The organism is uncultured Allobosea sp., from assembly GCF_945957345.1.
Classification (GTDB): Bacteria; Pseudomonadota; Alphaproteobacteria; order Rhizobiales; family Beijerinckiaceae; genus Allobosea.
The window spans coordinates 15433-40483 of the sequence record NZ_CAMFKW010000023.1 but is presented as its reverse complement, the minus strand read 5'-3'; the positions used below and the strand labels follow the sequence as shown (position 1 = coordinate 40483).

The following is a 25051-nucleotide window of genomic DNA, read 5'->3' as shown; positions in this document are numbered from 1 at the left end:
CGATTTTCATCAATCAGGCCAGACTGTTACAGGCACAGCTTACAAATTCGCAAGTATCGCTTTTTAGAATGGAATGTCGTCGTCGAGGTGGCTGGAGGAGGAGCGTCCGCCACCGCCGCCCGACATGGCCGGCTGGCGCGAAGCGCCGCCACCACCACCCATCGCACCCGAACGGCCGAACGAGCCGCCGCCGCCCGAGCGGTCGTCCATGTAGCCGCCGCTGCTGCCGCCGCCCTCGCCATACTCGTCGCCGCCACCCTGGCGACTGTCGAGAATGGTGAGCTCGCCGCGGAAGCGCTGCAGCACGATCTCGGTGGTGTATTTCTCGACGCCGGACTGGTCCTGCCATTTCCGGGTCTGAAGCTGGCCCTCGATGTAAACCTTGGAGCCCTTCTTCAGGTACTGCTCGGCCACCTTCGCCAGGTTCTCGTTGAAGATCACGACCGAGTGCCACTCGGTGCGCTCCTTGCGCTCGCCGCTCTGCTTGTCGCGCCAGGTCTCGGAGGTGGCGATACGCAGATTGACGACAGGCTCGCCGCTGCCGAGGCGACGCACCTCGGGATCGCGCCCGAGATTGCCGACCAGAATGACCTTGTTGACGCTACCAGCCATGACAGGCTCCATTTCCTGCGCACTTCACACAAACCGGCCGCTCGACCGGAGCCGGACCCTACGCGTCCGAGCTGCCACTATCAATCATGTTCCTGTTTTGTTCAAGTGATTTCAGGAGGGTTGTCCCCGGTTTTGTCGGCCACGCCCAAAGGTGCCGCGTCGAGCGCATTCAGCCGATCGATCAAATGCAAGGGATTGCGGGAAGCCGGACTTTACCGCCGGGTCCTATAGGGGTTCCAGCCGAGATGGAGGAACCATGGCGCTCAAGTTCATGATGGCCGCGGCTGCGGCGACGATGATGCGGCAGATCGCGGTGGTGGCACCGGTCACGCCGGCGCCACTGGTGGCCCACCGGGTCGACGATCTCGAGATGGAGATGGAGCCCGCTCCTATCGAGCCGTCATGGATCATCGCCGGACAGCCTGAAGCGCGCGTGGCGTTGCATTCGCGTAGCGGCGACGATGCCGCGAGCACCGCGATCTGGGATTGCACCGCCGGGGCATTCCGCTGGTATTTCGACTGGGACGAGACCGTGGTCATCCTCGAAGGCGCGGTCCATGTCACTGCGCAGGACGGCTCCGAGCGGCTGCTGCGCGCCGGCGATATCGGCACCTTCGCCGGTGGCACCTGGGCAACCTGGCGGGTCGACACTTACGTCCGCAAGATCGCCTTCTGCCGCAAGCGCTTCCCCGCGCCGGTGGCGATGGCCTACAGGCTGCGCAACCTGCTGCGCGGCAGCAGCGGCTCTTCCGGCAGCCTCGCGGCCTGAGCGGGACGCCCGCGGCGCTCAGTCGACCGAGCGCCGCTGCCCGAGCAGCGCCTGCGCCATGCGATCGAGCAGGATCGCCACGATGACGATCGCCAGTCCGCCGACGAAGCCGAGGCCGGGATCGGCGCGCTGCAGCCCGAGCAGCACGATCTCCCCGAGACCCTTGGCACCGATCATCGAGGCGACCACGACCATGGCCAGCGCCATCATGATCGCCTGATTCAGCCCTTGCAGGATCACCGGCCGGGCGAGCGGCAACTCGATCAGCCAGAAGGCCTGACGCGGCTGCAGGCCCAGCGCCCGCGAGGCCTCGACCAGCCCGGCATCGACGCCGCGCAGGCCGAGCTCCGTCAAGCGCGCGAAGGGCGGCAATGCATAGACCAGCGTCGCGACAAGGGCCGGCGCCCGCCCGAGCCCGAGCAGCATCGCGACCGGGATCAGGTAGACGAAGCTCGGGATCGTCTGCATGAGGTCATAGAGCGGCGCGAGCGCCCTCCCCAACCGCGGCAGGCGCGCCGCCGCGACGCCAAGCGGCAGGCCCAGCAGTACGACCAGCAGCACGGCGACCGCGACCAGCGCAAGCGACTGCATCGCCTCGCCCCAGACACCTAAGCCCGCGAGCGCCAGCGGCAGGACCGCCATGGCCAGAGCGAAGCCGATCCGCCGCGTCGCGAGCCAAGCGCCGGCAGCAACGGCCAGCACGAAGGCCGGGACAGGAACATGCTGAAGCGCCATCTCGACCAGGCGCACGGGCGCCGTCAGCACCGCACCAACGCCGTCGAGCTTGTCGCCATAGCCGGTGACGAGGGCATCTACGGCCCGGTTGACGGCGCCCTGAAGCACCTTGCCGAGATCCGGCACCAAGACGGTCGTCACAAGCTGGCAGCGACCTTGCTGGCGACATCGGCCGGCAGCCACTTCTTCCAGATGTCGCCCTGCGTCTTCAGGAAGACCAGCGCCTGCTGCTCAGGCGTCACGCCCTTCTCGCGGGCCTCGGCCAGCATCTTCGAGGTAACGTCGCTGGTCGTGCCATAGCTCCTGAAGAAGCCGGCGAGCTGCGGCGCCTTCTTCGCCAGCTCGACATTGGCACCGATCACCACCTTGCTGGTCGGATAGGCGGTGGCGCGCTTGGGGTTGTCGCTCGCCTTGAGCTCGGCCCAGATAGCGGGATCGAAGGGCGCTTCCTCCAGCTTGACGAGATCATAGGCGCCGAGCAGCCAGCTCGGCCCCCAGTAATAGAACACGACCGGGCGTTTGCGCTTCAGTGCAGCCTCGATCGCGGCGACCAAAGCCTCGCCCGAGCCGCCGCGGGTGTTGGTGAAGTCCTCGGTGAGGCCGTAGACCGCGAGCTTCTTGGTGTTGATGCCCTCGCAGACCCAGCCGGCAACGCAATTGTAGAAGCGCCCCTTCCCCGGCTCCTCTGGATCGGCGAACAAAGCCTTGTAGCGCTTGAGGTCCTGCGGCGTCTTCAGATCCGGCGCCTTGGCATCCGACCCCGAGACCAGATAGCGCGGCACGAACCAGCCCTCGCTCGCGTCCGGGAAGGTCGTGCCGAGCGGCTCGACTTTCCCGGCCTCGGCCGCCTTCACCCAGGCATCGACCGGGTTGGCCATCCAGATTTCCATGACGATGTCGACATCGCCACGCGCCATGCCGTTAACCAGCGGCGCGATCACGCCCGGAACGCGCTCGACCTTGCAGCCGAAGCCGCGCTCGGCGATCGCGCCGGCAACCGCGGTATGGAAGGCGGCGGAATCATAGTCGAGCCCGGCGATCTTCAAGGGGCGATCAAGCTCGCAGGCCATGGCCTGGGCGCCCAAGGCGAGGCCAAGAGCGAATGTCGCTGCTCCGAAAAGGGCCTTCATTGTCGTCGCTCCCCCGGTTGATCATGACAAAAGCCGCCGGAGCCGGTCGCACAGGCGGTTCGCGCTGAAACGCAGGACCCGGCGAATTGATCCGCCCGAGCCTCGTTCTTGCGAGTCAGCATCGCGCAAGACGGGCAGCGAGGCGATGCACGACCCTGTCAGCGCCCGTCAGGACCGTGCAGGCCTCTGTGCCCCCGGGACTGGCCCGTCACCGGCCGCGATAAGGCACGCCGCCATCCCAGCGCGACTGCCAATGGGCCCGATACTGCGCCGCGACCTCCGGCATGTCGCGGATGACGACGACATTCTCCGAGTTCTTCGTCTCCGCCGAAGGCGCGAAATTGAACGAGCCCGTCTGGACGGTGACGCCGTCGACGATGATCGTCTTGTCGTGATGAAGGTGGAAGCGATCGTTCGTGCGCAGCTCCACACCATTGCGCGTCACGAAATCCATGGCGGCCTTACTGGCCTTGCCCGTGTTCCGGTCCTTGTCGACGACCACGCGAACCTCGACCCCGCGCCGCCTCGCCTCGATCAGTGCATCCATGATGTCCTGCGCCTGGAACGCATAGGCGAGAATCTGAATGCTGTGCCGTGCCTCGCCGATGACCTTCAGCACGAGCGCACGCGCCGAGCCTTCCGGCGAGAAGCCGACCTGTATGTCGGGCGCGGCTTGGCAGACAGGCGATAGGGTCAGCGCAACCGCCAGGCTGATGATGCGGATCCTATTCATGACGGCTTCGCTTTCATCGGCGCTCGCATCGTTCGGAGATCGCCCCGTCCGGCAGGTCGTATCCTCGGATTGACGCGATCATGCGCGCCTGCTCCAAGGCGACCAAGCTCCCAGATCGCTCCGGGAAACGGAAGGACTGCTCCGCGATGACCAATAACCGCATCGTCCTCTCAAGCGACCATGCCGCCATCCAGCTCCGGCAGGCCATCGCGAAGCATGTGGCGGCGCAGGGATGGGTCGTGGTGGATATCGGCCCGACCACGCCGGAGAGCACGCCCTATCCAAAGCATGGCGAGGCCGCCGCAAGGCTCGTCGCCTCCGGCGATTGCCGGCTCGGCATCATCCTGTGCGGCACCGGCCAGGGGATCATGATGGCGGCGAACAAGGTCAGGGGCATTCGTTGCGGCGTCTGCTCCGATACGTTCTCGGCCCGCATGATCCGCGAGCACAACGATGCCAACATGCTCTCGCTCGGCGCGCGCGTGGTCGGCGAAGGGCTGGCGCTCGCAATCGTGGACGCCTTCCTCGGCGCCGCATTCGAAGGCGGCCGGCATGCGACGCGGGTGGAGATGATCGCAGCGCTGGAAGCCTAGCGTCGCTGCTCTGGCCCCGCCTTACCGGAGCGGTGCCGATCGTCAGGCCGCCGTGAGATGGCTGAACAGGATCGAGGCGCCCAGCCCGATCAGCGCCAGGCCGCCGAGGCGCTCCGCCCAGCGCCCGAACGCCGCGCCGATCAGATTGCCGGCCATCATGCCGCCCGTCGACATCAGGAAGGTCGCGAAGCCGATGGCCAGCGCGACGACCAGGATATTGACGTCGAGGAACGCCAGCGAGACGCCGACCGCCATGGCGTCGATGCTGGTGCCGACGGCCGTCGCCATGAGCGCCCAGAGCGAAGTTGCCTGCACAGCTTCGGCCCGCTCGGCCGCGCTCTTCAGCGAATGCAAGACCATGCGGCCGCCGACGATCCCGAGCAGGACGAAGGCGATCCAGTGATCGACGGCGGCGACATACTGGCTGGCCGCGAAGCCGGCGGCCCACCCGATCAAGGGCGTGACCGCCTCGACGATCCCGAAGATCGCGCCGGTTCGCAGCGCTTCCAGGAAACGTGGACGGGTGGATGCGGCCCCGCGGCCGAGAGACGCGAGCAGGGCGTCGACGGACATGCCCACGGCGAGCACGGCGATGGAAACAGGCGACATGATGATCTCGTGCGCGGGCCTGAGGACCGGACGGAATTCGAGACCAGGCCCGCATGGTCTCTCCGTCACGGTCTCGCTTGGCCGGAACACTCCGGCTGATCGCACCACGCGGTCCTCGCCGCGAGCCTGTTGATGCGACCGCGCTCCGACAAGAGCGCCGCTACTCCCCGATGGCCGGGGGTGTAGGCAGGCGCTTCAATCAAGTCAATAGACAAATGAAATCAATAACTTGTCATTGAGATGCATTTGCAATAACGGGCAACCCTGCCCTTCATGCCGCCGATCGAGCGGCCCCGACGACCACCCTGCCCCCGTGGTGAAAGGCCCGTTTGCGCTCGATCCCGAAGCAACAGCCGACGGCTGGACAGGCGCTCCGGCGCGCCGCAAGATGGCTCATGCGCTTCACGAAATGGGATTACATCATGTTCCCATTCCTCGCTGCCCTCGGCATCGGGGTGTTCTACGGCGCCATCCGCCTCGTGGGCTATTTCGGGCTCGGCGTTCTCGGCCTCGTCATCGTCTTCATCACCGTCCGCATGGACCTGGAAAAGGATGGCCCGAGCGGCGTCCACCCCTCCGTTCTCGCCGAGCAGTTCAAGGCCCGCGACCGCATGTCGAGGGCAGAGAAAGCGAGCCTGTTCGCGGAGCAGCGCACACGGCTGCAACCCCAGTTCGTCGCGCTCGTCGTCGGGACCGGCTTCATCATCCTCGGCTTCGGACTGCATTTTCTGCTCTAGGTCCGCGAAAGGCCGTGCCGCCATCGCGCCTCCGCAGGCCGTCGCCGGAGAGAGCCCCTCTCCTAAGCACGATGAAGCAGAGACATGGATGTCTGCTTTCGACCCGTTGCAGGCATTGGCCGAAAAATCTAAAATCGAGGTATCTACTAACGATAGGAAATTTTGATACAAGCATCTCTTACAGATCGGATTGATTGGCGAAACAAAGGACCATTGAAATTGTATCGAAGATTGGATTGGCGTCTTCGGCGTTAATATTTTTATGCTATCCGATAGGAAGGCATTTCGGGAGCAACGAACAGCAGTCGTTTGCCATATCGGTAATCGTTTTTCTCGGTGCGCTTTTCACGTTGGTCGCCGCCGGATTGATTTTATTGATCGACAAAATTCGCAACGACTAAGCGCATAAGCGGCACATGCAGCTGTGATTTGACCGCAGGTCAACGCCCGCTTCCGACCTTGAGCAGACTGAATCCGCCTCCGCGCCATAGCTCCTCCGAAGCTGAGCACCGTCGTTCGGGAACCGCCTGAACCGGAACCGATCCCGAACGGGAACGGGACAATCTGGCGCGCTTCTTGTTCCGGCTGGCTGGCCACCCACTGGAGCGCGCTGAAATGAAACACAGCGATCGATTCCGGCGCAGCCGGGCAGCAGCCAAGGAGCCGACGAACCAAGTTCGTTTCCGTTTGACACTCGAGCTTGCGCTGGCAGCGTTCATCGTCATCTCCGCTTTTCGACTCCACGACATCCTGAGACCGATGCTCCCCTGAGCGGGCAAGCGCCGCTCGGCTGCCGTCGACCGAATCTGACGGGAGATCGGCTCGATCCGGCGCCCCATCGACCGCGAGAAGGTGCCTCGCGCCTGGGTCGAGCGAATGTCTGCACGCGACGGCGAACCGTCACCGGGCAGCGAGCGGCTGTTGCGGGGGATTATTGACGAAAGCGTGACAAATATTCGCCGTTCCGGCGCTCTGCGATCTTGAATGCCTCCACCGAGAGGCAGAAGCTACGCTTGCTGCCTCACCTTCGGGACGCTCCCCCATGAAATACCTGCTCCTGCTGATCCCGTGCATCCTCTGCCTCTGGGTGCCGCTCTACAATGCTGTCGAACCGCGACTTGCGGGGGTGCCGTTGTTCTACTGGCTCCTGATGGTGCTGATCCCGGTGTCGTCGCTGTTCATCTGGCTGGCCTCCAAGGTCGAAGGAAGCGACGCATGATCAGCAACCTCAACTGGACGGCGACGGTCGTCTTCATCCTGTTCTTCGCGCTGGTCACCGTGATGGGCTTTGTCGCGTCGCGCTGGAAGTCCGGCAATCTCGACGAATTGCACGAATGGGGTTTGGGCGGCCGGCGCTTCGGCTCCTGGATCACCTGGTTCCTGCTCGGAGGCGATCTCTACACGGCCTATACGGTCATCGCCGTGCCGGCTGTCGTCTACGCCATCGGCGCCTACGGCTTCTTCGCCGTGCCCTACACGATCCTGATCTATCCCTTCATCTTCCTGACGATGCCGCGGCTGTGGAACGTCTCGCACAAGAAGGGCTACATCACCGGCTCGGACTTCATCTATGGCCGCTATCGCAACAAATGGCTGGAGCTCGCGGTCGCCTTCACCGGCATCCTGGCGACCATGCCCTATATCGCGCTGCAGCTCGTCGGCATGGAAAAGGTCATCCAGGCGCTGGGCTTCCAGGGCGAGGGCCTGTCGTCCCACCTGCCGCTGACGATCGCCTTCGTCATCCTCGCGCTCTACACCTACAAGAGCGGCCTGCGAGCCCCGGCCATGATCGCCTTCGTCAAGGACATCATGATCTACATCTTCGTCATCGCGGCGGTGGTGATCATCCCGGCGAAGCTCGGCGGCTACGGCGCTGTGTTCGATGCGGCGGCGAAGGTCTACGAGGGCAAGCCGAACCAGGGGCTCACCCTCTCGCCGGCCCAGATCGCGCCCTTCATCACACTGGCGATCGGTTCGGCCATGGCGCTGTTCATGTATCCGCATTCGATGACCGGCGTGCTCTCGGCCTCGGGTCCGCGGGCGATCCGCCGCAACGCCATGACGCTGCCGGCCTATTCGCTGGTCCTGGCGCTGATCGCGCTGATGGGCTTCATGGCCCATGCCGCGGGCATCAAGGTCGCCAACCCGCAGGATGCGGTGCCGCAGCTCTTCCTGAAGATGTTCCCGGACTGGTTCGCCGGCTTCAGCTTCGCGGCCATCGCCATCGGCGCGCTGGTGCCGGCGGCGGTGATGTCGATCGGCGCGGCGAACACCTTCACCCGCAATGTCTGGCGCCCCTTCGTCGAGCCCGAGATGTCGCCCGGCCGCGAGGCGACGCTGGCCAAGCTGATGTCCCTGATCGTCAAGGTCGGCGCGCTGGCGGTGATCGTGTTCATGCCGACGAAATTCGCGCTCGACCTGCAACTGCTCGGCGGCGTCTGGATGATCCAGATCTTCCCTGCGGTGATCTTCGGCCTCTACACGAGCTGGTTCAGCGGCGAGGCGCTCCTGGCCGGCTGGGCTGTCGGCTTCGGGCTGGGAACCTACCTGTCCTGGGGCCCGACCGCCTGGGTGCCGACCTCGGTCATCTTCGGTTCCGGCGCCTATAACGGCATCATCGCGGTCGCTGCGAACATCATCGTTGCCGTCGTGCTCTCGCTGGTGCTGCGCAAGACGCCGGGCGAGATCGCCGCGGCCGATTTCGAGGATGCTCCGCGCACGTCCTGAGCCGCCGTCCAAACGACATTGCCCCGCCGGCCCGAGCTGGCGGGGCTTATTCGCTTACCGATCACGGCCACGACGGAAGCCGCCGATCTGCCCAAGCGACAGTTTTCCAACCTCGGAAATGTACGAAGAATAACCGAACAGCGGATTTGCGGAGGAAGCGGCATGGTGCCGTTTTCGGACTGCAGCGATGGAGTTCGCCGTGCTGAAACGATGCGTCACCTTGATGTTTATCCTTCTCGGGCCGGTCGGCTGCGTCACGCAGGACAGCGTTCCCCGGGCCAGGGCCGACGGGCCGGCCTATATGCAGCCCGGGATCGGCGCGCCGGCTCGTCAGACGGACCTGTTTGGCAACGCCATTCGCTAAGCGCCTGCGGTTCGTCATAGCGCCGCGACTCGGCAACCGCCCCAAGAGCCCAACAAAAACCCGGCAGGCCCAAGCCTGCCGGGTCGTCGATATCGGATCGTTCGGCTGTTCAGCCGCGCGGCGCGAAAGCCTTCAGCGTCGCGGCGGCCAGAGCCGACTTCAGGATGGCGCCGAGGATGAAGGGCGTCGCACCGAGCGCGATCGCCTTGGGCAGGCCGATCAGAGTGCCGAGCCAGGCCACGCCGATCACCAGGCAGAGCGCGTTGCCGGCGAGCATCGCGGCGAAGGCGAGGCCGACGCGGCCGCCGTTCCAGCCCTGCTGCGCCAGCCAGCCGGTCAGCGCCGCGGCGAAGGGGAAGGCCAGCAGATAGCCGCCGGTCGGGCCGGCGAAATAGGCCGCGCCACCGACGGCACCGGCAAAGACGGGCAGGCCCATGGCGCCCTGCGCCAGCCAGGCGATGACCGTGACCGCACCCAGGCGCCAGCCATAGAGCGCGCCGATCAGCGTGACCGCGAAGGTCTGCATCGTCATCGGCACCGGATACATCGGCACCTTGATCTGCGAGGACAGCGCCAGCAGCAGGCTGCCAACGATCACGGCGCCGGCCTGCCAGGCGAGCGAGCGGCTTTCCAGCCGCAGCGGGCTGAACGGGCGGCTGAGGGCGAGATCGGTCATGGTCACTCCTTGGTCGCGATCAAAATTATCTATAATTTTGATCTTTGATCTATGAGAGAGCCCATATCTCGCAGGAAAAGGCAAGCGCGCCCTTTGTACGCATCCCCCAAGGCCGACTTGGGCGCCCCTCACCCGACGATGGCGAAAGCGCCGCGCGTCGCGCCGGACGCGGTGCGGACCGGGCGCTCGCCGATCCACTGGGCATGCCGCGCCAGCGTCGCGATCGCGGTTTCCAGGTCGCCGTTGCGCAGGGCGTTGAGGATGGCGCGGTGGTCGTGATCGGTGCGGGCCTCCCATTCCGAACGCCAGGCCGAGAACAGGAAACGCGCGCTCGCTGCATGGAGATCGTCGATCGTCGCGAGCAGGCGCTTCATCCCGCAAGGCGCGACCAACGTGCGGTGAAAGCGGCGATTCGCCTCCTCCCAGGCGCGAACATCGGTGGCGGCGTCGCAATCGCGCCGGGCCTGCTCTGCCTTGTCGAGGATCGCGGCGGTGAGATGCGGCGCAGCATGGCGCAAGGCCAGCACCTCCAGCGCAGCACGCATCGCCGCGACCTCCTTCACCTCCGACAAGTCGAAGGAGGCGACGCGGACGCCGCGGCGCGGCTCGCTGATCGCCAGCCCCTGCGCCTCCAGCCGGCGGAAGGCCTCGCGGACCGGAACATGGCTGGTCTCGAATTCCTCGGCGACATGGTCCTGCCGCAACCGGGTGCCGGGCTCGATCGTTCCGGCGATGATCCGCTCGGCTAGAGCCCTGGCGATGCGGACGGCAATGGTGTCTTCGGCGGGCTTCGTCATGATTTATAGATAATTCGAGCGCGCGGCAGTGTCGATTGCGATCGATGCGACAATCCCCATATCGAGCCCTCGCCGATCCTGACGTTTCCTGTCAGGAAGACGGCAGCAGCCGGGCCGGCTGCGTGCTATTCATGCCGGGCAGATCGTCGCGAGGCTGGAATGGCCCGGCATTTGCCCTATCTGTAGTGCTCCTCCTCGACCGGACGCCCCGATGGCCCGCAAGACCGATACCGCCGCTGCCCAGGCCGCAGCGCTGGAAGACATGTTCGACCGCAATCGCGCGGCCGATCCGAACAGCCGCGCCATCACGGTGCGCGGCGCGCGCGAGCACAATCTCAAGAATGTCGATCTCGCGATCCCGCGCGACAAGCTCGTGGTGTTCACAGGCCTTTCCGGCTCGGGCAAGTCCTCGCTCGCCTTCGATACGATCTATGCCGAAGGCCAGCGCCGCTATGTCGAGTCGCTCTCGGCCTATGCCCGCCAGTTCCTCGAGATGATGCAGAAGCCCGATGTCGACCAGATCGACGGGCTCTCGCCGGCGATCTCGATCGAGCAGAAGACGACCTCGAAGAACCCGCGCTCGACCGTCGGCACGGTCACCGAGATCCACGACTATATGCGCCTGCTCTGGGCTCGCGCCGGCATCCCCTATTCGCCCGCGACCGGCCTGCCGATCGAGAGCCAGACCGTCCAGCAGATGGTCGACCGCATGGTCGAGCTGCCGGAGAAGACGCGCGGCTACCTGCTCGCGCCGGTGGTGCGCGGCCGCAAGGGCGAGTTCAGGAAGGAGATGGCCGACTGGCTGAAGCGCGGCTTCCAGCGCGTCAAGGTCAATGGCGAGTTCTACGAGATCCCGGACGCGCCGCCGCTCGACAAGAAGTTCAAGCACGACATCGACGTGGTCGTGGACCGCATCGTGATCCGACCCGATCTCGGCGCCCGCCTCGCCGACTCGCTGGAGCAGGCGCTGGAGCTGACCGACGGCATCGCGGTTTTCGAGTATGCGGACGAAAAGCTCGATAACGGCGAGGCCAGGCGCGTCACCTTCTCCTCGAAATTCGCCTGCCCGGTCTCCGGCTTCACCATTCCCGAGATCGAGCCCAGGCTGTTCTCGTTCAACAACCCGTTCGGCGCCTGCCCGGTCTGCGACGGCCTCGGCCACGAGATGCGGATCGACCCGGACATGATCGTGCCGGACCACTCGCTGACGCTGAAGAAGGGCGCGATCGCCCCGTGGGCCAAGTCGACCTCGCCCTATTACGGCCAGACGCTGGAAGCGCTCGCCAAGCATTTCGGCTTCTCGATGACCAAGCCCTGGTCCGAATTGCCGGAGAGCGCCCGCAAGGCGATCCTGTTCGGCACCGGCACGGAAGCGGTGCGCATGGCCTATAACGACGGCCTGCGCAGCTACGAGGTGAAGAAGCCCTTCGAGGGCGTCATCACCAATATGGAGCGGCGCTGGAAGGAGACGGAGTCGGACTGGGCGCGCGAGGAGATCGGCCGCTTCATGTCCGAGACGCCCTGCGCCGCTTGCAAGGGCTATCGCCTGAAGCCCGAGGCGCTGGCGGTGAAGATCGACGGCCGCCATATCGGCGAGGTCTCGAAGCTCTCGGTCAAGGACGCGCTGGACTGGGTCACCGCCCTGCCCGCCCGCCTGTCGAAGAAGCAGAACGAGATCGCCCCGCGCATCCTCAAGGAAATCCGCGACCGGCTGACCTTCCTGCTCGATGTCGGCCTCGAATACCTGACGCTCGCCCGCGCCTCCGGCACGCTCTCGGGCGGCGAGAGCCAGCGCATCCGCCTCGCCAGCCAGATCGGCTCGGGCCTGACCGGCGTGCTCTATGTGCTGGACGAGCCCTCGATCGGCCTGCACCAGCGCGACAACGAGCGCTTGCTCGGAACGCTGCGCCGGCTAAGGGACCTCGGTAACACGGTCATCGTGGTCGAGCATGACGAGGACGCGATCCTGACGGCGGATTACGTCGTCGATGTCGGCCCCGGCGCCGGCATCCATGGCGGCGAGATCGTCGCCAAGGGCACGCCGCAGGACATTCTCGACGATCCGAATTCGCTCACCGGCAAATACCTCACCGGCGAGATGTCGGTCGCGGTGCCGGCCAAGCGCCGCAAGGCCACGAAGGGCCGCAGCCTCAAGATCGTCGGCGCGCGCGGCAACAACCTGCGCAATGTCGATGTCGAGATCCCCTTGGGGATGTTTACCTGCATCACCGGCGTCTCCGGCGGCGGCAAGTCGACGCTGGTGATCGACACGCTCTACAAGGCGGTGGCGCGCAAGCTGAACGGCTCGATCGACCACCCGGCCCCGCATGACCGCATCGAGGGCATCGAGCATCTCGACAAGGTCATCGACATCGACCAGTCGCCGATCGGCCGCACGCCGCGCTCGAACCCGGCGACCTATACCGGCGCCTTCACGCCGATCCGCGAATGGTTCGCCGGCCTGCCGGAGGCGAAGGCGCGCGGCTATCAGGCCGGGCGCTTCTCCTTCAACGTCAAGGGTGGCCGCTGCGAGGCCTGCCAGGGCGACGGCGTCATCAAGATCGAGATGCACTTCCTGCCGGATGTCTACGTCACCTGCGACGTCTGCAAGGGCAAGCGCTACGACCGCGAGACGCTCGAAGTGAAGTATCGCGACAAATCGATCGCCGACGTGCTCGACATGTCGGTCGAGGAGGCCAAGATCCTGTTCAAGGCCGTGCCCTCGATCCGCGACAAGATGGAGACGCTGCACCGCGTCGGGCTGGACTATGTCAAGGTCGGCCAGCAGGCGACGACGCTCTCGGGCGGCGAGGCGCAGCGCGTCAAGCTCTCCAAGGAACTGTCGAAGCGCGCCACTGGCCGCACGCTCTACATCCTCGACGAGCCGACGACCGGACTGCATTTCCACGACGTCGCCAAGCTCATGGAGGTGCTGCACGAGCTGGTCGACCAGGGCAATTCGGTGGTGGTGATCGAGCACAATCTCGAGGTGGTGAAGACCGCCGACTGGGTGATCGACATGGGCCCCGAAGGCGGCGACGGCGGCGGCCAGGTTGTGGCCGAGGGCACGCCGGAGGACATCGTCCGCATCGGCAAAGGCCACACCGCGCGCTTCCTCAAGGAGGTGCTCGACCGCCGGCCGATCAAGAAGGGCAAGGTGCAGCGGCAGGCGGCGGAGTGAGGACAAGACAGCGCGGCGCCGATCGTTGAAGCCATCCTAATCGGCGCCGCGAAATACTAAGCTCCCTAAGCTGTTTTTTGCCTAATCATTCGCGAAGCTCTTTTGGGCAGAAGCCAGTCCTGAGCGAGCTTCCTCCAATTTTCCAGTAAATGTCTTTTCTGCTGCACGTAAAGATTCTGATCGTTTCCTCTGGAGCGATAGTTTCGGCAAATTCACAATTACTCTATCCAAGGCTTCAGCCGGCAGCTCTATAAGGCCTGTCGAGCCTGTGAACAGCCGAGCAATCTGCTGAGCGCCGAAGCCAGCGCGTAGATAATCGCACAAATACTCAGGGTGAACCTTTAACGGGTTAACACGAATTAGGGCTACGTGCCCGTCAAAGATAGCCGGTGCGACGCCGCGATAGACTGCGCATTTTCCCAGAGTGCCATCGCCGGTCGAAGAGACTAATATATCTCCATCTTGGACATAAACAGCACTCATTTCATCATACAGATTCTTCTCAATGTAATCGCCCTCTCGTACAATAGTTCCAAATCGGCTAATATTTGTTCCAGCCTTTATCACAATTGCATGCCCATCATCTTCATCCACATATAAAGATGACGGAGGGCTTTTGCCGCGACGCGTCTTAACTAGATTGATGTCACGAATAGAGGTCGCGCCCGCTCCAGTCATCGCATCCAAACGGGCAGTGATGTCAGGCTCCCAGTACTTTAAATCAAAACGTTTGGTTAGGTCTTTTGCAATTGCAAGACTTGACCGAGTGAACCACCGCCATTTATCGCCAGCCCCGGAAGCGCCCGCCACGCCTCGCGCTGCGCCGTGATACTCGCTCTCGACCGCACTAACGATCTTGCTGAAATCCACGCCACGTAAGGGCTCCCCTGTTCCATCATAACCCAGCGTTTCAGCATCGATGAACAAAAACGGGTAATCGTCATCCAAATCAGGAACCGGTGCAGCGCGCTTTTCCAAATGGAGGAGAGAACTCTTCACATTTATCTTATTGGGTTTAAAGGTTACGTCCGGCAAACGAACGATCCCCCGCACGATGGTATGCTCCATAATATAGCCACGCAGGGCGGCCGCCTGCTCGGTATTAAGCAAGCCCTCATCAATCACAGTGCAAATCTCGCCGCCCGCTCGAACAGCCTGAATCATTTTTTGTAGAAACAGGATCTGGCCTCGAGCGCCACCAACTGGAAATTGAACCAGATCGTCAGCCTCAAGCGTCTCTGACTCAGATGTACCAAACGGCGGATTGGTTATAATCAGGTCGATACAAGGTTCCGTGGTACTCCAGAGCGTCGAAGAAGCCGCCAAGGAATCGCCAGCTTGAATGTTGGAATGTCCGTCGCCGGCGATAATCATGTTCATCTTAGCGGAGGATGCTACGCCCTCATGTGCATCGCCACCGAAGAATACATTCGTCCTGATCTTAGAAATCAGGCTATCTTTCGATGAGACCGATATTTTTCCGGCCCGAGCAAGATCTTGAGTACGCTCAATAGCTGTCTGCATCAAGTACACTAGAAATCCACCGGTACCACAAGCTGGATCAACTACACGAAATTTTCCCTCCAACAGGAGAGAATTTACGATCTTTTCACGGCCAATCATAGCATGCATAAGCTCGACGAGCGGCCTTGGTGTAAAATATTGACCTAGCTTTTTCCCTTTTAAGGTGGCGCGAACGAAGTACTCAAACGCCGCGCCCTTAGAATCCATTCTGCTATCGCGGAATGAGACTTGGGACAGCTCAATCACGAGCTTTCGGAATGTCTGCGCCTTGGTGAGGTGGAGTTTCTCAGTGAGAACATCACCATACGGCGTTGAAGTCTTTACCGCCTTAAGCATAGCATTTATGGCAGTTTGAACCTGATCTGCCTCAGCCTCAGGCTTTTCCGCCAGCTCATGGAAACGATAGCTATACGGTAGAATAGTATCTTCGCTGTCAGATTTCTCTTCGAGTAATTTTAGGAAAAGCAGCTTCGCAAAATCAGAAAACGCGTGATCCTCGTTCTTTTCGTTCTTACGTATGGTATTGTGGCATCGAGCAAAAAGGGCATTCAATTGCTTGAGTGGAAGTCCCGGCCTAAATGGCAAAGAACTGTCCCCCTTCAGCGGAACATCGTGCAATGCCGAGTCCTTCCGCAGCGCTGTCAAAGCCGCGGATAGCTCGGATCGACCTGGTATCTTATCACTTAATCTTCCATTCCACCGAATTCTCTTACCTGATGTAGAATTATAGCTCTCAAATTGAGCGCCATTTGTCACAACCACAAATGGAACCTTACATGAATTACCATATTCTATCGCTTGTTCTCTATCTTTCGGAGAAAGCGTCTTAGCTATCCGCTTAGCCTCGATAAGAAAAGCTATCTTACCTGCGTGTTTTACTAGAATATCGACGAATTGAAGAGAGGCGCGCGCGGAGCTCGCGGTCGGGTATTCAAATGTAATATCGCCACTGACATCGTATCCGCGGCGCTCCAGATAAGGCAGAATCTTTTTGATGACCGTTTCGGTCTCGCTGATTTTTGCCATTAGCCGCCGACGTCCCCTTATTGCTCGAGGTCACCAAACCTCGAATCGCACGCTATAAACCAGTCTCGCATTATCTGAGGACATATCTGCCGTCACGTTCGTAGTCTGGCGCGTTTAAGGGGCGCTCCTACCCCCAAACTTATCCCCGCCCCTCCTCACCCGCCCTATCCTGCCCTCGCCCATCACCCAAACGGGGCGGCCGTCCGGAGGTATGCTGGAGGTTGGGTGAGGGTCGGCGCCTGCGGGCGGGGGTTACGCCCCGCTCCCGGGAGGCTTCGGGGCACCGCCCTGGGGATACTACGGTCCCTGCGCGAGGAGCCTCGCTAGGAGAGGTGGCGCGGCGGTTGCTGCCGGCGGAAGAGCGACGACCCGATGAGGGGAACTGGCTCGTGGCGCCGTCCACGATCGTTTCGAGCCGCCCAACGGAAGCGCGGCCTGAAGTCTGCAAGAACGCCGAAGGCGGAGCGCCACGGGGCGTGCGAAGGGTGGCTCAATCCCTTCGCCCGCATCCCGGCTCAACGGATGCGGTCACCACCAACGCGCCTCGCGGCGCTCCGCCAGCCCCGTCATCGCCAACGCCCGGCGGCTCCCGCCGGGCGCGGATCGGTATGAGTGCGGCTCAGAACCGGTCGATGATCGTCACGCCCGTGCCCTCGAAGCGGTCCATCGCCATCAGGGCGGGGATCGATTCGGCGAGGTCGATGCGGCGGCCGACGAGCTGCTGCGGGGTGAGCTTGCCGGCGCTGATCATGTCGAGCATCGCGCCGTAGCGATGCGCCTGCATGCCGTGGCTGCCGAGGATTTCGAGCTCGTGGGCGATGACCTGCGCCATCGGAATCGGCGGCGTCGCCTGCTCCGCCAGCAGGAGCCCGACCTGGATATGCTTGCCGCGCTTGCGCAGGTTCGCCACCGAGTTGAAGCAGGTCTGCGGGTGGCCGAGCGCATCGAGCGAGACATGGGCGCCGCCGCCGGTGGCGTCGCGCACGGCGGCGACGACATCGGGCTGGGACTTCGCGTTGATCGTCACCGCGGCGCCGACCGCGCGGGCGAGCTTTAGTTTGTCGTCGGAGATATCGACCGCGACGACATTCGCGCCGAGCGCATTGGCGATCATGATCGCGGAGAGGCCGACGCCGCCGCAGCCATGGACGGCGACCCATTGCCCGCCCGTGACCTTGCCCTGGTCGACCACGGCGCGGAACGAGGTCACGAAGCGGCAGCCGAGGCTGGCGGCGGTGGCGAAGTCGATCTCGTCGGGCAGGCGCACGAGGTTGAAATCGGCCCGGTCGATCCGGACATATTCCGCGAACGAGCCCCAATGGGTGAAGCCGGGCTGGAACTGGTCGTCGCAGACCTGCTGGTTGCCGGAATGGCATTGCGGGCAGGAGCCGCAGCCCGAGACGAAGGGCACGGTGACGCGGTCGCCCTCGCGGAAGCGCACGACGCTGCGGCCGACCGCGGCGATGACGCCGGCCAGCTCATGGCCCGGCACATGCGGCAGGCGGATATCGGGATCGTGGCCGACCCAGCCATGCCAGTCGCTGCGGCACAGGCCCGTCGCCTCGACCTTGATGATGACACTGTGCGGCTCCGGCGTCGGGTCCGGCAGGATGCGCAGTTCGGGGGCCTGCCCGAAGGCTTTGTAGACAACGGCTTTCATGGGGCGGGCCTCCTTCGGTCGAGGCCGGTGTCATGGGGCAGCACGGGGAGAAGCGTCAACCGCGCGGCGTGGCGGTGGGCCCCTGCCCTGCGCTCATGCGAACCGGACGTCGATCCCGCTGCCGGGGCCGAGTCACTGGACAAGCGAGCCTTCTCCAGAGAAACAGCAGCCGGCCCGAAGATCCGGCAAGCGAGACATCCATGACCGATACCCCGATTTCCCTTGGCCTCGTCGGCGCCGGCATCATGGGCGAGCGCATGCTGCGCGCCGCGCTCGACCAACCGCAAACGGCGCTGCGCGTTGCGGGCATCTGGGATCCGTCCGCCGAGGCGATGGCGCGGATCGGCGCCGCCCTGCCGTCGGTGGCGCAGCAGCCAGACGCCGCGGCCCTGATTGCAGCGAGCGACTGCGTCTATATCGCCTCGCCGCCGTCGTCCCATCTCAGTCATGCGCGCGCGGCGCTTGCAGCGGGCAAGGCCGTGTTCTGCGAGAAGCCGCTGGCCGTCGATGTCGAGGATGCCCGCACTTTCGTTGCCGAGGCCGGCGAACGCGGCGCTGTGAACTTCCCCTTCGCCTCGTCGCCGGCGGTGGAGCGCTTGCGCGAGTGGATCGATTCCGGAGCGGTCGGGACGCCGCAGCGCGTCGCGATCGAAGTCGCTTTCGCGAACTGGCCGCGCTCCTGGCAGGTCGATGCCGCCGGCTGGCTCGACCGCACGGCGCAGGGCGGCTTCACCCGCGAGGTCATCTCGCATTTCCTGTTCCTGACCCGCCGCATCGCCGGACCGTTCGCTGGGCTTGCCGCCAAGGCCTCGTATCCCGAAGCCGGCAAGAGCGAGCGCCGGATCGAGGCGACGCTGACCGCAGGCGCCCTCCCCGTTACCCTGACCGGCAGCGTCGGCACGACCACGAAGGACGACCATAACGTCTGGACGCTGGAGGGGGATAAGGGTGCGGTCCGGCTCTGCGACTGGTCGCGCGCCGAGCGCCGCCTCGCCGATGGAAGCTGGCAGCCCGATCCGGAAGCGCTCTCCCAGAACGAGGCACGCCCGCTGGCGCTGCGTCGCCAGCTCGAAGGCGTGGCGAAGCTGACACGCGGCGAGCCGCATCATCTCGCGACCTTGCGTGAAGCGTTCGATGTGCAGGACATCGTCGAGACGATCCTGAAAAGTGCCTGAGGCGCGGCCTGCATCCGGGCAGCCTACCAAGCGAGGCGCGAGGCGCTGCCCGAATGGCACAATTTTGCGGCAGATCGGCTGGAAAACCGCTTCTTGGGATAATTCTACTCTACCGCCGAGATAATTCGAAAAAACCGACTACCTGATGTGAATTGAGCCCTACCCCGTCCGTAGCGTAAAACCTCTGTTCGAAAGACCGAACGGGGGTGGGCGTTATCGTGGCAGTTCTGAACGTCATCGATCGACAGGGCCGGAGCCATGAACTCGAAGCCGTCGAAGGCTGGCGGGTCATGGAGATCCTGCGCGACTACAAGGTCGGCATCGAGGGCGTCTGCGGCGGCTCCTGCGATTGCGGCACCTGCCATGTCATCGTCGCGCAGGAATGGGCCGGGAAGCTGCCCGAGCCGCGCGACGAGGAGATCGACGCGCTCGACGAACTGCCCTTGATCGAAGCGACCTCGCGCCTCTCCTGCCAGATCATCTGGGCCGATGATCTCGACGGGTTGACGCTGACGCTCGCGGAGGCCGCGTGATGGCCGCCCAAGCGAAACGCGTTCCCCTGCCGGCGATCCTCCTCGCCAACGACCTGCTCGACGGCGATGTCGTCTTCGCCTTCATTGACGGCGCCGGCCCGCTGGCCTGGACGCGCGATCCCGCGCTCGCGCTGGTCGCGGCTGACGATACAGCGGCCGAAAAGCTCGAAGCCTTCGCGGCCGCCGAGCTGCGCGACAACAAGGTCGTCGATGCCTATCTCGTCGATGTCGCCATCGAGAGCGGCAGCCCGGTGCCGCGCCATTTCCGCGAGCGCTTCAAGACGCTCGGCCCCAGCAATCGTCCCGATCTCGGCAAGCAGGCCGGAGACGGCATCGCCTCCGCGCCGAAGGGCTAACCATGTATCGTTACGACGAATTCGACGAGCGTTTCGTCCGGGAGCGGGTGGCCCAGTTCACCGATCAGGTCGCACGCCGGCTCGACGGCTCGCTGACCGAGGACGAGTTCAAGCCGCTTCGGCTCAAGAACGGCGTCTATCTCCAGCTCCACGCCTATATGCTGCGGATCGCCGTGCCCTATGGCACGCTGAACTCGCGGCAATTGCGCCAGCTCGCGCTGATCGGCGAGCGCTACGACCGCGGCTACGGCCATTTCACCACGCGCCAGAACCTGCAGTTCAATTGGCCGAAGCTGCGCGACGTGCCTGAAATCCTCGGCCTGCTCGCCGATGTCGAGATGCATTGCATCCAGACCTCCGGCAACTGCATCCGCAACGTCACGGCCGATCATTTCGCCGGCGTCGCGCAGGACGAGATCGAGGATCCGCGCCCGACGGCCGAACTGATCCGGCAATGGTCCTCGGCCCATCCCGAATTCAGCTACCTGCCGCGCAAGTTCAAGATCGCGGTGACGGGTGCCGAAGCAGACCGGGCGGTGATCAAGGCGCACGATATCGGCCTGCGCCTGCGCCGCCATCCCGACACGCATGAGACCTGCTACGAGATCAGCGTCGGCGGGGGCCTCGGCCGCACGCCGATGATCGGCAAGGTGGTGCGCGACTACCTGCCGAAGAAGGACCTGCTCGCCTATCTCGAGGTGATCATGCGGGTCTACAATCTCGAGGGGCGGCGCGACAACAAGTACAAGGCGCGCGTCAAGATTCTGGTCCACGAGATCGGCGCCGAGGAATTCACTCGCCGGGTCGAGGCGGAATTCGCCCAGCTCGACGGCCCCTCGATCAATGCCGATCCGGAAGAGGTCGCGCGGATCGCCGCCTATTTCGCGCCGCCGCGCTACGAGGTGCTGCCGGCCGTCAGCAACACGCTGGAAGCGGCCAAGGCGGCGAACCCGGCCTTTGCCCGCTGGGTCGAGGTCAACACCGTCCCGCACAAGGCGCCGGGCTACACGGCGCTGACGATCTCGCTGAAGCCTGTCGGCCAGGCGCCGGGCGACGCGACCAGCGAGCAGATGCGCCGCGTCGCCGATCTGGCCGAGCGCTATTCCTTCGACGAATTGCGCGTCACCCATGCGCAGAACCTCGTGCTGCCGCATGTGCGCCAGCGCGACCTCCACGCGATCTGGCAGGAGCTCGGCGAGGCCGGTCTCGCCACGGCCAATGTCGGACTCGTCACCGACATCATCTCCTGCCCCGGCCTCGACTATTGCGCGCTGGCGACGGCCCGCTCGATCCCGATCGCGCAGGCGATCCAGCAGCGTTTCGCGGATGAAGCCCGCCAGCGCGAGATCGGGCCGTTGGGCATCAAGATCTCCGGCTGCATCAATGCCTGCGGCCACCACCATGTCGGCCATATCGGCATTCTCGGCCTGGAGAAGCGTGGCATCGAATCCTACCAGATCACGCTCGGCGGCGACGCCACCGAGAAGGCCGCGATCGGCGAAATCCTCGGGCCGGGCCTCGCCGCTGAAGAGGTGCCGGACGCGATCGAACGGATCGTCGGCGTCTATCTCGCGGCGCGTAGCGAGGGCGAAAGCTTCATCGACACTATCCGCCGCATCGGCCTCGGGCCGTTCAAGGCCGCCTTCTAGGAGACCGCCCGTGCCGCTGCTTGACCGGAACGGAAACGCCGAGGACCGCTGGACCCGCAGCGAGGGCGCGGCGATCGGCAATATCCCGGCCGCGCTGGTGCCCTGGGAGGTGCTCGTCGAGGCGCTCGACGCGCAGGAGCCCGAACAGGTGATCGGCGTGCTGATCCCCAACAACGTGCCCTTCGCCGAACTCGCGCCTTTCCTGCCGCGGCTGGCGCTCGTCGCCATTGCCTTTCCGGCTTATTCGGACGGGCGCGGCTTCAGCCTGGCACGCCAAATACGACGCGCGGGTTTCGCGGGTGAGGTTCGCGCCAGCGGCCCGCTGATCGCCGACCAGTTCGCCTATGCGCTGTCCTGCGGCTTCGACACGATCGAATTGCCGGAGCCGAACGCCGCCCGCCAGCCGGTGCCGCAATGGCTGCATGCCAAAGACTCGTTCAGCGCGACCTATCAGCGCGGCTACGGCGAGAGCGGCCGCAACGTCCTCGACCAGCGCCGGGTGGCGCGGGCCTCGGCCCTCATCGCAGCGGAGTGAGCATGACGATCTCGACCGCGACCCACGGTTCCATCAAGCGTGTCCACATCATCGCCACGCCCATCGACGGGGACGGATCGGACATCGCGTTTGAAACGTTGTCGCCGCACCCATCTGCAAGCGAGGCTCGCGGGCGCTGGTTCGATCTCGGCTTTCGCCTTATCATCCTGGCACTGGCCGCGCTGTGGCTGCTGATGCCGCCGGCAGGCGGCGGGCACCGTGCGGCTGACGAAAAGGCCGTAGCGACGACCCGATGACCGACAGACAGCCCGAATCCACCGCGGCCCGCATCGAGCCGCTGGCGACGCTGCCGCTCTTCCACAAGCTGGACGGGCGCAAGGTCGTGCTCGCCGGCGGAACCGAAGGCGCGCTTTGGAAGGCAGAGCTGCTCGCGGCGACGGGAGCGCAGCTTCATGTCTTCGCCGATGGCGAGCAGGCGCTGTTCGCAGGACTGGTGCAGGGCGAAATCGGCGGCCGGGTCCATATCCATGAGCGCGCCTGGCTGGCCAACGATCTCACCGATGCCGCGATCGCGGTCGCCGACCTGGACGATGCCAATGCGGTCCACGCTTTTGTCGCGGCGGCGCGGCAGGCAGGCGTGCCGGTCAATATCGTCGACAAGCCCGAGCATTGCGATTTCGCCTTCGGCGCGCTGGTCAACCGTTCGCCGCTGATCGTCGCGGTCTCGACCGATGGCGCGGCGCCGGTCTTCGGCCAGGCGATCCGCACCAAGATCGAAGCACTGCTGCCAGCGGGATTGAAGAACTGGGCACAGGCCGCCGCCGATTGGCGCCCCGCTGTCCAGGCCCGCGAACTGCCCTTCGCGCTGCGCCGAAGCTTCTGGGAACTATTCGCCGGCAAGGCCATGGCCGAGCCGGAGCGCACGCCGAATCTCGATGACGAGGCCGAGCTTTTCGCGAAGCTCTCCCGGATCGAAGCCGCCCATGACGGCAAGGGTCGCGTCACGCTGGTCGGGGCCGGGCCTGGCGACCCGGAACTGCTGACCCTGAAGGCGATCCGCGCCCTGCAGAGCGCCGACATCATCCTCTATGACGACCTCGTCTCGCCGGGCGTGCTGGAACTCGCCCGGCGCGAGGCCAGGCGCATGCTGGTCGGCAAGACCGGCTACGGCCCCTCTGTGAAGCAGGGCGACATCAACGCGCTGATCGTTTCGCTGGCCTTGCAGGGCAAGCATGTCGTGCGGCTGAAGGGCGGCGATCCCGGCATCTTCGGCCGCGCCGGCGAGGAGATCGAGGCCTGCCAGGCGGCCGGCGTGCCCGTAGCAATCGTGCCGGGCATCTCGGCGGCGCAGGGCGCGGCGGCCTCGCTCGGCCTGTCGCTGACCCATCGCGACCATGCGCGTCGCCTGCAATTCGTCACCGGCCATTCGCGCAAGGGCGAGCTGCCCGACGATCTCGACTGGCGCGCGATGGCGGATCCTGCCGCCTCGACCGTGATTTACATGGCTCGCGCCACCCTGCCCGGCTTCCGCGAGCGCGCCATTGCCGCCGGCCTCGACCCGCAGACGCCGGCCGTCGCCGTGCTCGCTGCTACGCGCCCTGACGAGAAGCGTGTTGCCGCGACCATCGCGGAGCTGCCGGAACGGCTCGGCGAATTGCCGGCGAATGGTCCTGTTCTCGTCCTGCTCGGCCATGCCTTCGGCCCAGCCCTCGCCGAAGCGAAGCCGGCCGAGGATCGCCGCCGAGCCTGATCCGGCCGGAACGACAGCGCCGGAGATGCGTTTTCTCCTCCAGCGTCCAAGTTTAGAAGGCGCCCATTGCTGCGGGTTCTTGAGACAAGGCCGACAATTCAGTACGTTTCGTTTGTTTTTCAGAACGGCTCGACGCTTCGAGCCTCGCCGTGAACGCAACGGAGCCCTGACATGACACGACCCGTGTTTCCCCGCCTTCTCCGGGCCGGCCTTGTTCTGGGAGCCTTCACGCTCTGCTTCGGCGTCGTCGCCGGAGCCCGCGCCCAGACCGAGCTCCTCAACGTTTCCTACGACCCGACCCGCGAACTCTATCGCGACATCAACGCCGCCTTCCTCGCTGAATGGAACGCGAAGCACCCTGACAAGAAAATCTCGACGATCCGCCAGTCGCATGGCGGCTCTGGCGCGCAGGCCCGCACCGTGATCGATGGGCTCAATGCCGATGTCGTGACGCTGGCGCTGGCCGGCGACATCGATGCCGTGGCCGAGCGCTCCAAGAAGCTGCCGCTCGACTGGCAGAAGCGCCTGCCGCATAATTCCTCGCCCTATACCTCGACGATCGTCTTCCTCGTCCGCAAGGGCAATCCGAAGGCGATCAAGGACTGGGGCGACCTCGTGAAGCCGGGCGTGCAGATCATCACGCCGAACCCGAAGACCTCGGGCGGCGCGCGCTGGAACTACCTCGCCGCCTGGGCCTATGCCGAGAAGGCCTTCAACAAGGACGAGGCGAAGGTGCGCGACTATATCGGCAAGCTGCTCGCCAATGTCCCGGTGCTCGACACCGGCGCGCGCGGCGCAACCACGACCTTCACCCAGCGCGGCATCGGCGACGTCTTCCTGTCCTGGGAGAACGAGGCCTTCCTCGCCCTGAAGGAGTTCGGCGCCGACAAGTTCGACATCGTCGTGCCGAGCCTCTCGATCCTGGCCGAGCCGCCGGTCGCGCTGGTGGATGCCAATGTCGACGCGAAGAAGACCCGCGAGCAGGCGCAGGCCTATCTCGAATTCCTGTACTCGCCGAAGGGGCAGGCGATCATCGCCCGCAACTTCTACCGGCCGCGCAACCCGGAAGCGGCGGACGCCAAGGACATCGCCAATTTCCCGAAAGTCGAGCTCGTGACGATCGACGACGTCTTCGGCGGCTGGAAGAAGGCGCAGCCGACCCATTTCGGCGATGGCGGCACCTTCGACCAGCTCTACAAGCCTGCGCGCTGAGGGTTTC

24 protein-coding genes and 1 riboswitch are annotated in these 25051 nt (G+C 64.5%); of the genes, 15 read left to right on the top strand and 9 right to left on the bottom strand.

All coding sequences use genetic code 11. The features are described from left to right. Positions 1-63 precede the first annotated feature (63 nt). Positions 64-612, bottom strand: a complete 549-nt coding sequence (ssb, locus tag Q0Q36_RS13120) for a single-stranded DNA-binding protein (RefSeq protein WP_293798612.1) — start codon at positions 610-612, stop codon at positions 64-66. A 256-nt stretch (positions 613-868) separates the two neighbouring features. On the opposite strand from ssb, the gene Q0Q36_RS13115 reads away from it, so the two are divergent. Further along, positions 869-1381 (top strand): cupin domain-containing protein, encoded by a 513-nt coding sequence (locus Q0Q36_RS13115; RefSeq protein WP_293798611.1) that lies wholly within the window; start codon positions 869-871, stop codon positions 1379-1381. Between the two features lie 18 nt (positions 1382-1399). Here the strand turns inward: Q0Q36_RS13115 and Q0Q36_RS13110 are convergent, their stop codons facing one another. The 3 genes from Q0Q36_RS13110 to Q0Q36_RS13100 form a co-directional block, all read right to left on the bottom strand. Further along, a complete protein-coding gene (locus tag Q0Q36_RS13110; RefSeq protein ID WP_293798610.1) occupies positions 1400-2257 on the bottom strand; it encodes a proline/glycine betaine ABC transporter permease in 858 nt (285 codons plus the stop codon). Further along, the gene (locus Q0Q36_RS13105; RefSeq protein WP_293798609.1) at positions 2254-3246 is read right to left on the bottom strand and encodes an ABC transporter substrate-binding protein; all 993 of its coding nucleotides are present in this window, start codon (positions 3244-3246) and stop codon (positions 2254-2256) included. Before Q0Q36_RS13105 ends, Q0Q36_RS13110 begins: the two co-directional genes overlap by 4 nt. Positions 3247-3454: 208 nt before the next feature. Further along, positions 3455-3979 carry a phospholipase D family protein gene (locus Q0Q36_RS13100; RefSeq protein WP_293798608.1) on the bottom strand — a complete coding sequence of 175 codons (525 nt, stop codon included), beginning with the start codon at positions 3977-3979 and terminating at the stop codon, positions 3455-3457. A 146-nt stretch (positions 3980-4125) separates the two neighbouring features. Here Q0Q36_RS13100 and rpiB point away from each other — a divergent pair, with 146 nt between their 5' ends. Further along, entirely contained in the window at positions 4126-4572 is a 447-nt protein-coding gene (gene rpiB / locus Q0Q36_RS13095; protein ID WP_293798607.1) for a ribose 5-phosphate isomerase B, read from the top strand. A gap of 42 nt (positions 4573-4614) precedes the next feature. On the opposite strand, the gene Q0Q36_RS13090 is transcribed toward rpiB, so the two are convergent. Then, the gene (locus Q0Q36_RS13090; protein WP_293798606.1) at positions 4615-5181 is read right to left on the bottom strand and encodes a manganese efflux pump MntP family protein; all 567 of its coding nucleotides are present in this window, start codon (positions 5179-5181) and stop codon (positions 4615-4617) included. Positions 5182-5260: 79 nt separating this feature from the next. Further along, positions 5261-5362, bottom strand: a riboswitch (yybP-ykoY riboswitch). Between the two features lie 241 nt (positions 5363-5603). Between Q0Q36_RS13090 and Q0Q36_RS13085 the strand changes: the two genes are divergently transcribed. The 4 genes from Q0Q36_RS13085 (at position 5604) to Q0Q36_RS13070 (ending at position 9009) form a co-directional block, all read left to right on the top strand. Then, positions 5604-5918 (top strand): hypothetical protein, encoded by a 315-nt coding sequence (locus Q0Q36_RS13085; protein ID WP_293798605.1) that lies wholly within the window; start codon positions 5604-5606, stop codon positions 5916-5918. 1042 nt (positions 5919-6960) lie between these two features. Next, complete coding sequence (locus Q0Q36_RS13080) at positions 6961-7137, top strand: DUF3311 domain-containing protein (RefSeq protein ID WP_265059315.1); 177 nt, start codon at positions 6961-6963, stop codon at positions 7135-7137. Further along, positions 7134-8645, top strand: a complete 1512-nt coding sequence (mctP, locus tag Q0Q36_RS13075; RefSeq protein WP_293798604.1) for a monocarboxylate uptake permease MctP — start codon at positions 7134-7136, stop codon at positions 8643-8645. The genes Q0Q36_RS13080 and mctP overlap by 4 nt, the downstream gene beginning before the upstream one ends. A 187-nt stretch (positions 8646-8832) precedes the next feature. Beyond that, positions 8833-9009 carry a hypothetical protein gene (locus Q0Q36_RS13070; RefSeq protein WP_293798603.1) on the top strand — a complete coding sequence of 59 codons (177 nt, stop codon included), beginning with the start codon at positions 8833-8835 and terminating at the stop codon, positions 9007-9009. A gap of 109 nt (positions 9010-9118) precedes the next feature. Here the strand turns inward: Q0Q36_RS13070 and Q0Q36_RS13065 are convergent, their stop codons facing one another. Together Q0Q36_RS13065 and Q0Q36_RS13060 are read right to left on the bottom strand one after the other, a co-directional pair. Further along, positions 9119-9685 carry a biotin transporter BioY gene (locus tag Q0Q36_RS13065; RefSeq protein WP_293798602.1) on the bottom strand — a complete coding sequence of 189 codons (567 nt, stop codon included), beginning with the start codon at positions 9683-9685 and terminating at the stop codon, positions 9119-9121. Positions 9686-9813: 128 nt separating this feature from the next. Then, positions 9814-10482 carry a GntR family transcriptional regulator gene (locus Q0Q36_RS13060; protein WP_293798601.1) on the bottom strand — a complete coding sequence of 223 codons (669 nt, stop codon included), beginning with the start codon at positions 10480-10482 and terminating at the stop codon, positions 9814-9816. A gap of 262 nt (positions 10483-10744) precedes the next feature. Here Q0Q36_RS13060 and uvrA point away from each other — a divergent pair, with 262 nt between their 5' ends. Continuing rightward, entirely contained in the window at positions 10745-13663 is a 2919-nt protein-coding gene (gene uvrA / locus Q0Q36_RS13055) for an excinuclease ABC subunit UvrA (RefSeq protein ID WP_293798651.1), read from the top strand. 81 nt (positions 13664-13744) lie between these two features. On the opposite strand, the gene Q0Q36_RS13050 is transcribed toward uvrA, so the two are convergent. After that, positions 13745-16213 carry an N-6 DNA methylase gene (locus Q0Q36_RS13050; protein ID WP_293798600.1) on the bottom strand — a complete coding sequence of 823 codons (2469 nt, stop codon included), beginning with the start codon at positions 16211-16213 and terminating at the stop codon, positions 13745-13747. A gap of 619 nt (positions 16214-16832) precedes the next feature. Beyond that, the gene (locus Q0Q36_RS13045) at positions 16833-17873 is read right to left on the bottom strand and encodes a zinc-dependent alcohol dehydrogenase family protein (protein ID WP_293798599.1); all 1041 of its coding nucleotides are present in this window, start codon (positions 17871-17873) and stop codon (positions 16833-16835) included. Positions 17874-18073: 200 nt separating this feature from the next. Between Q0Q36_RS13045 and Q0Q36_RS13040 the strand changes: the two genes are divergently transcribed. The 8 genes from Q0Q36_RS13040 to Q0Q36_RS13005 all read left to right on the top strand — a co-directional run bounded on the left by Q0Q36_RS13040 (position 18074) and on the right by Q0Q36_RS13005 (position 25044). Further along, the gene (locus Q0Q36_RS13040) at positions 18074-19048 is read left to right on the top strand and encodes a Gfo/Idh/MocA family oxidoreductase (protein ID WP_293798598.1); all 975 of its coding nucleotides are present in this window, start codon (positions 18074-18076) and stop codon (positions 19046-19048) included. Positions 19049-19266: 218 nt separating this feature from the next. After that, positions 19267-19581 carry a 2Fe-2S iron-sulfur cluster-binding protein gene (locus Q0Q36_RS13035; RefSeq protein ID WP_257732935.1) on the top strand — a complete coding sequence of 105 codons (315 nt, stop codon included), beginning with the start codon at positions 19267-19269 and terminating at the stop codon, positions 19579-19581. After that, on the top strand, positions 19581-19937 hold the full coding sequence (locus Q0Q36_RS13030) for a DUF2849 domain-containing protein (protein WP_293798597.1): 357 nt from the start codon (positions 19581-19583) through the stop codon (positions 19935-19937). Before Q0Q36_RS13035 ends, Q0Q36_RS13030 begins: the two co-directional genes overlap by 1 nt. Before the next feature lie 2 nt (positions 19938-19939). Continuing rightward, on the top strand, positions 19940-21586 hold the full coding sequence (locus tag Q0Q36_RS13025; protein ID WP_293798596.1) for a nitrite/sulfite reductase: 1647 nt from the start codon (positions 19940-19942) through the stop codon (positions 21584-21586). Positions 21587-21596: 10 nt separating this feature from the next. Beyond that, positions 21597-22121, top strand: coding sequence for a DUF934 domain-containing protein (locus Q0Q36_RS13020; protein WP_293798595.1), 525 nt, complete (start codon positions 21597-21599; stop codon positions 22119-22121). A gap of 2 nt (positions 22122-22123) precedes the next feature. After that, positions 22124-22378 (top strand): hypothetical protein, encoded by a 255-nt coding sequence (locus Q0Q36_RS13015; protein ID WP_293798594.1) that lies wholly within the window; start codon positions 22124-22126, stop codon positions 22376-22378. Then, a complete protein-coding gene (gene cysG, locus Q0Q36_RS13010) occupies positions 22375-23832 on the top strand; it encodes a siroheme synthase CysG (protein WP_293798593.1) in 1458 nt (485 codons plus the stop codon). The genes Q0Q36_RS13015 and cysG overlap by 4 nt, the downstream gene beginning before the upstream one ends. Positions 23833-24003: 171 nt before the next feature. After that, positions 24004-25044 carry a sulfate ABC transporter substrate-binding protein gene (locus Q0Q36_RS13005; protein ID WP_293798592.1) on the top strand — a complete coding sequence of 347 codons (1041 nt, stop codon included), beginning with the start codon at positions 24004-24006 and terminating at the stop codon, positions 25042-25044. Positions 25045-25051: the final 7 nt, after the last annotated feature.

Coding starts and splice junctions, on each gene's coding strand:
- ssb (WP_293798612.1), bottom strand. CDS start 612: ATGGCTGGTAGCGTCAACAAGGTCATTCTGGTCGGCAATCTCGGGCGC.
- Q0Q36_RS13115 (WP_293798611.1), top strand. CDS start 869: ATGGCGCTCAAGTTCATGATGGCCGCGGCTGCGGCGACGATGATGCGG.
- Q0Q36_RS13105 (WP_293798609.1), bottom strand. CDS start 3,246: ATGAAGGCCCTTTTCGGAGCAGCGACATTCGCTCTTGGCCTCGCCTTG.
- Q0Q36_RS13100 (WP_293798608.1), bottom strand. CDS start 3,979: ATGAATAGGATCCGCATCATCAGCCTGGCGGTTGCGCTGACCCTATCG.
- rpiB (WP_293798607.1), top strand. CDS start 4,126: ATGACCAATAACCGCATCGTCCTCTCAAGCGACCATGCCGCCATCCAG.
- Q0Q36_RS13090 (WP_293798606.1), bottom strand. CDS start 5,181: ATGTCGCCTGTTTCCATCGCCGTGCTCGCCGTGGGCATGTCCGTCGAC.
- Q0Q36_RS13085 (WP_293798605.1), top strand. CDS start 5,604: ATGTTCCCATTCCTCGCTGCCCTCGGCATCGGGGTGTTCTACGGCGCC.
- Q0Q36_RS13080 (WP_265059315.1), top strand. CDS start 6,961: ATGAAATACCTGCTCCTGCTGATCCCGTGCATCCTCTGCCTCTGGGTG.
- mctP (WP_293798604.1), top strand. CDS start 7,134: ATGATCAGCAACCTCAACTGGACGGCGACGGTCGTCTTCATCCTGTTC.
- Q0Q36_RS13070 (WP_293798603.1), top strand. CDS start 8,833: ATGGAGTTCGCCGTGCTGAAACGATGCGTCACCTTGATGTTTATCCTT.
- Q0Q36_RS13065 (WP_293798602.1), bottom strand. CDS start 9,685: ATGACCGATCTCGCCCTCAGCCGCCCGTTCAGCCCGCTGCGGCTGGAA.
- Q0Q36_RS13060 (WP_293798601.1), bottom strand. CDS start 10,482: ATGACGAAGCCCGCCGAAGACACCATTGCCGTCCGCATCGCCAGGGCT.
- uvrA (WP_293798651.1), top strand. CDS start 10,745: ATGTTCGACCGCAATCGCGCGGCCGATCCGAACAGCCGCGCCATCACG.
- Q0Q36_RS13050 (WP_293798600.1), bottom strand. CDS start 16,213: ATGGCAAAAATCAGCGAGACCGAAACGGTCATCAAAAAGATTCTGCCT.
- Q0Q36_RS13045 (WP_293798599.1), bottom strand. CDS start 17,873: ATGAAAGCCGTTGTCTACAAAGCCTTCGGGCAGGCCCCCGAACTGCGC.
- Q0Q36_RS13040 (WP_293798598.1), top strand. CDS start 18,074: ATGACCGATACCCCGATTTCCCTTGGCCTCGTCGGCGCCGGCATCATG.
- Q0Q36_RS13030 (WP_293798597.1), top strand. CDS start 19,581: ATGGCCGCCCAAGCGAAACGCGTTCCCCTGCCGGCGATCCTCCTCGCC.
- Q0Q36_RS13025 (WP_293798596.1), top strand. CDS start 19,940: ATGTATCGTTACGACGAATTCGACGAGCGTTTCGTCCGGGAGCGGGTG.
- Q0Q36_RS13015 (WP_293798594.1), top strand. CDS start 22,124: ATGACGATCTCGACCGCGACCCACGGTTCCATCAAGCGTGTCCACATC.
- cysG (WP_293798593.1), top strand. CDS start 22,375: ATGACCGACAGACAGCCCGAATCCACCGCGGCCCGCATCGAGCCGCTG.
- Q0Q36_RS13005 (WP_293798592.1), top strand. CDS start 24,004: ATGACACGACCCGTGTTTCCCCGCCTTCTCCGGGCCGGCCTTGTTCTG.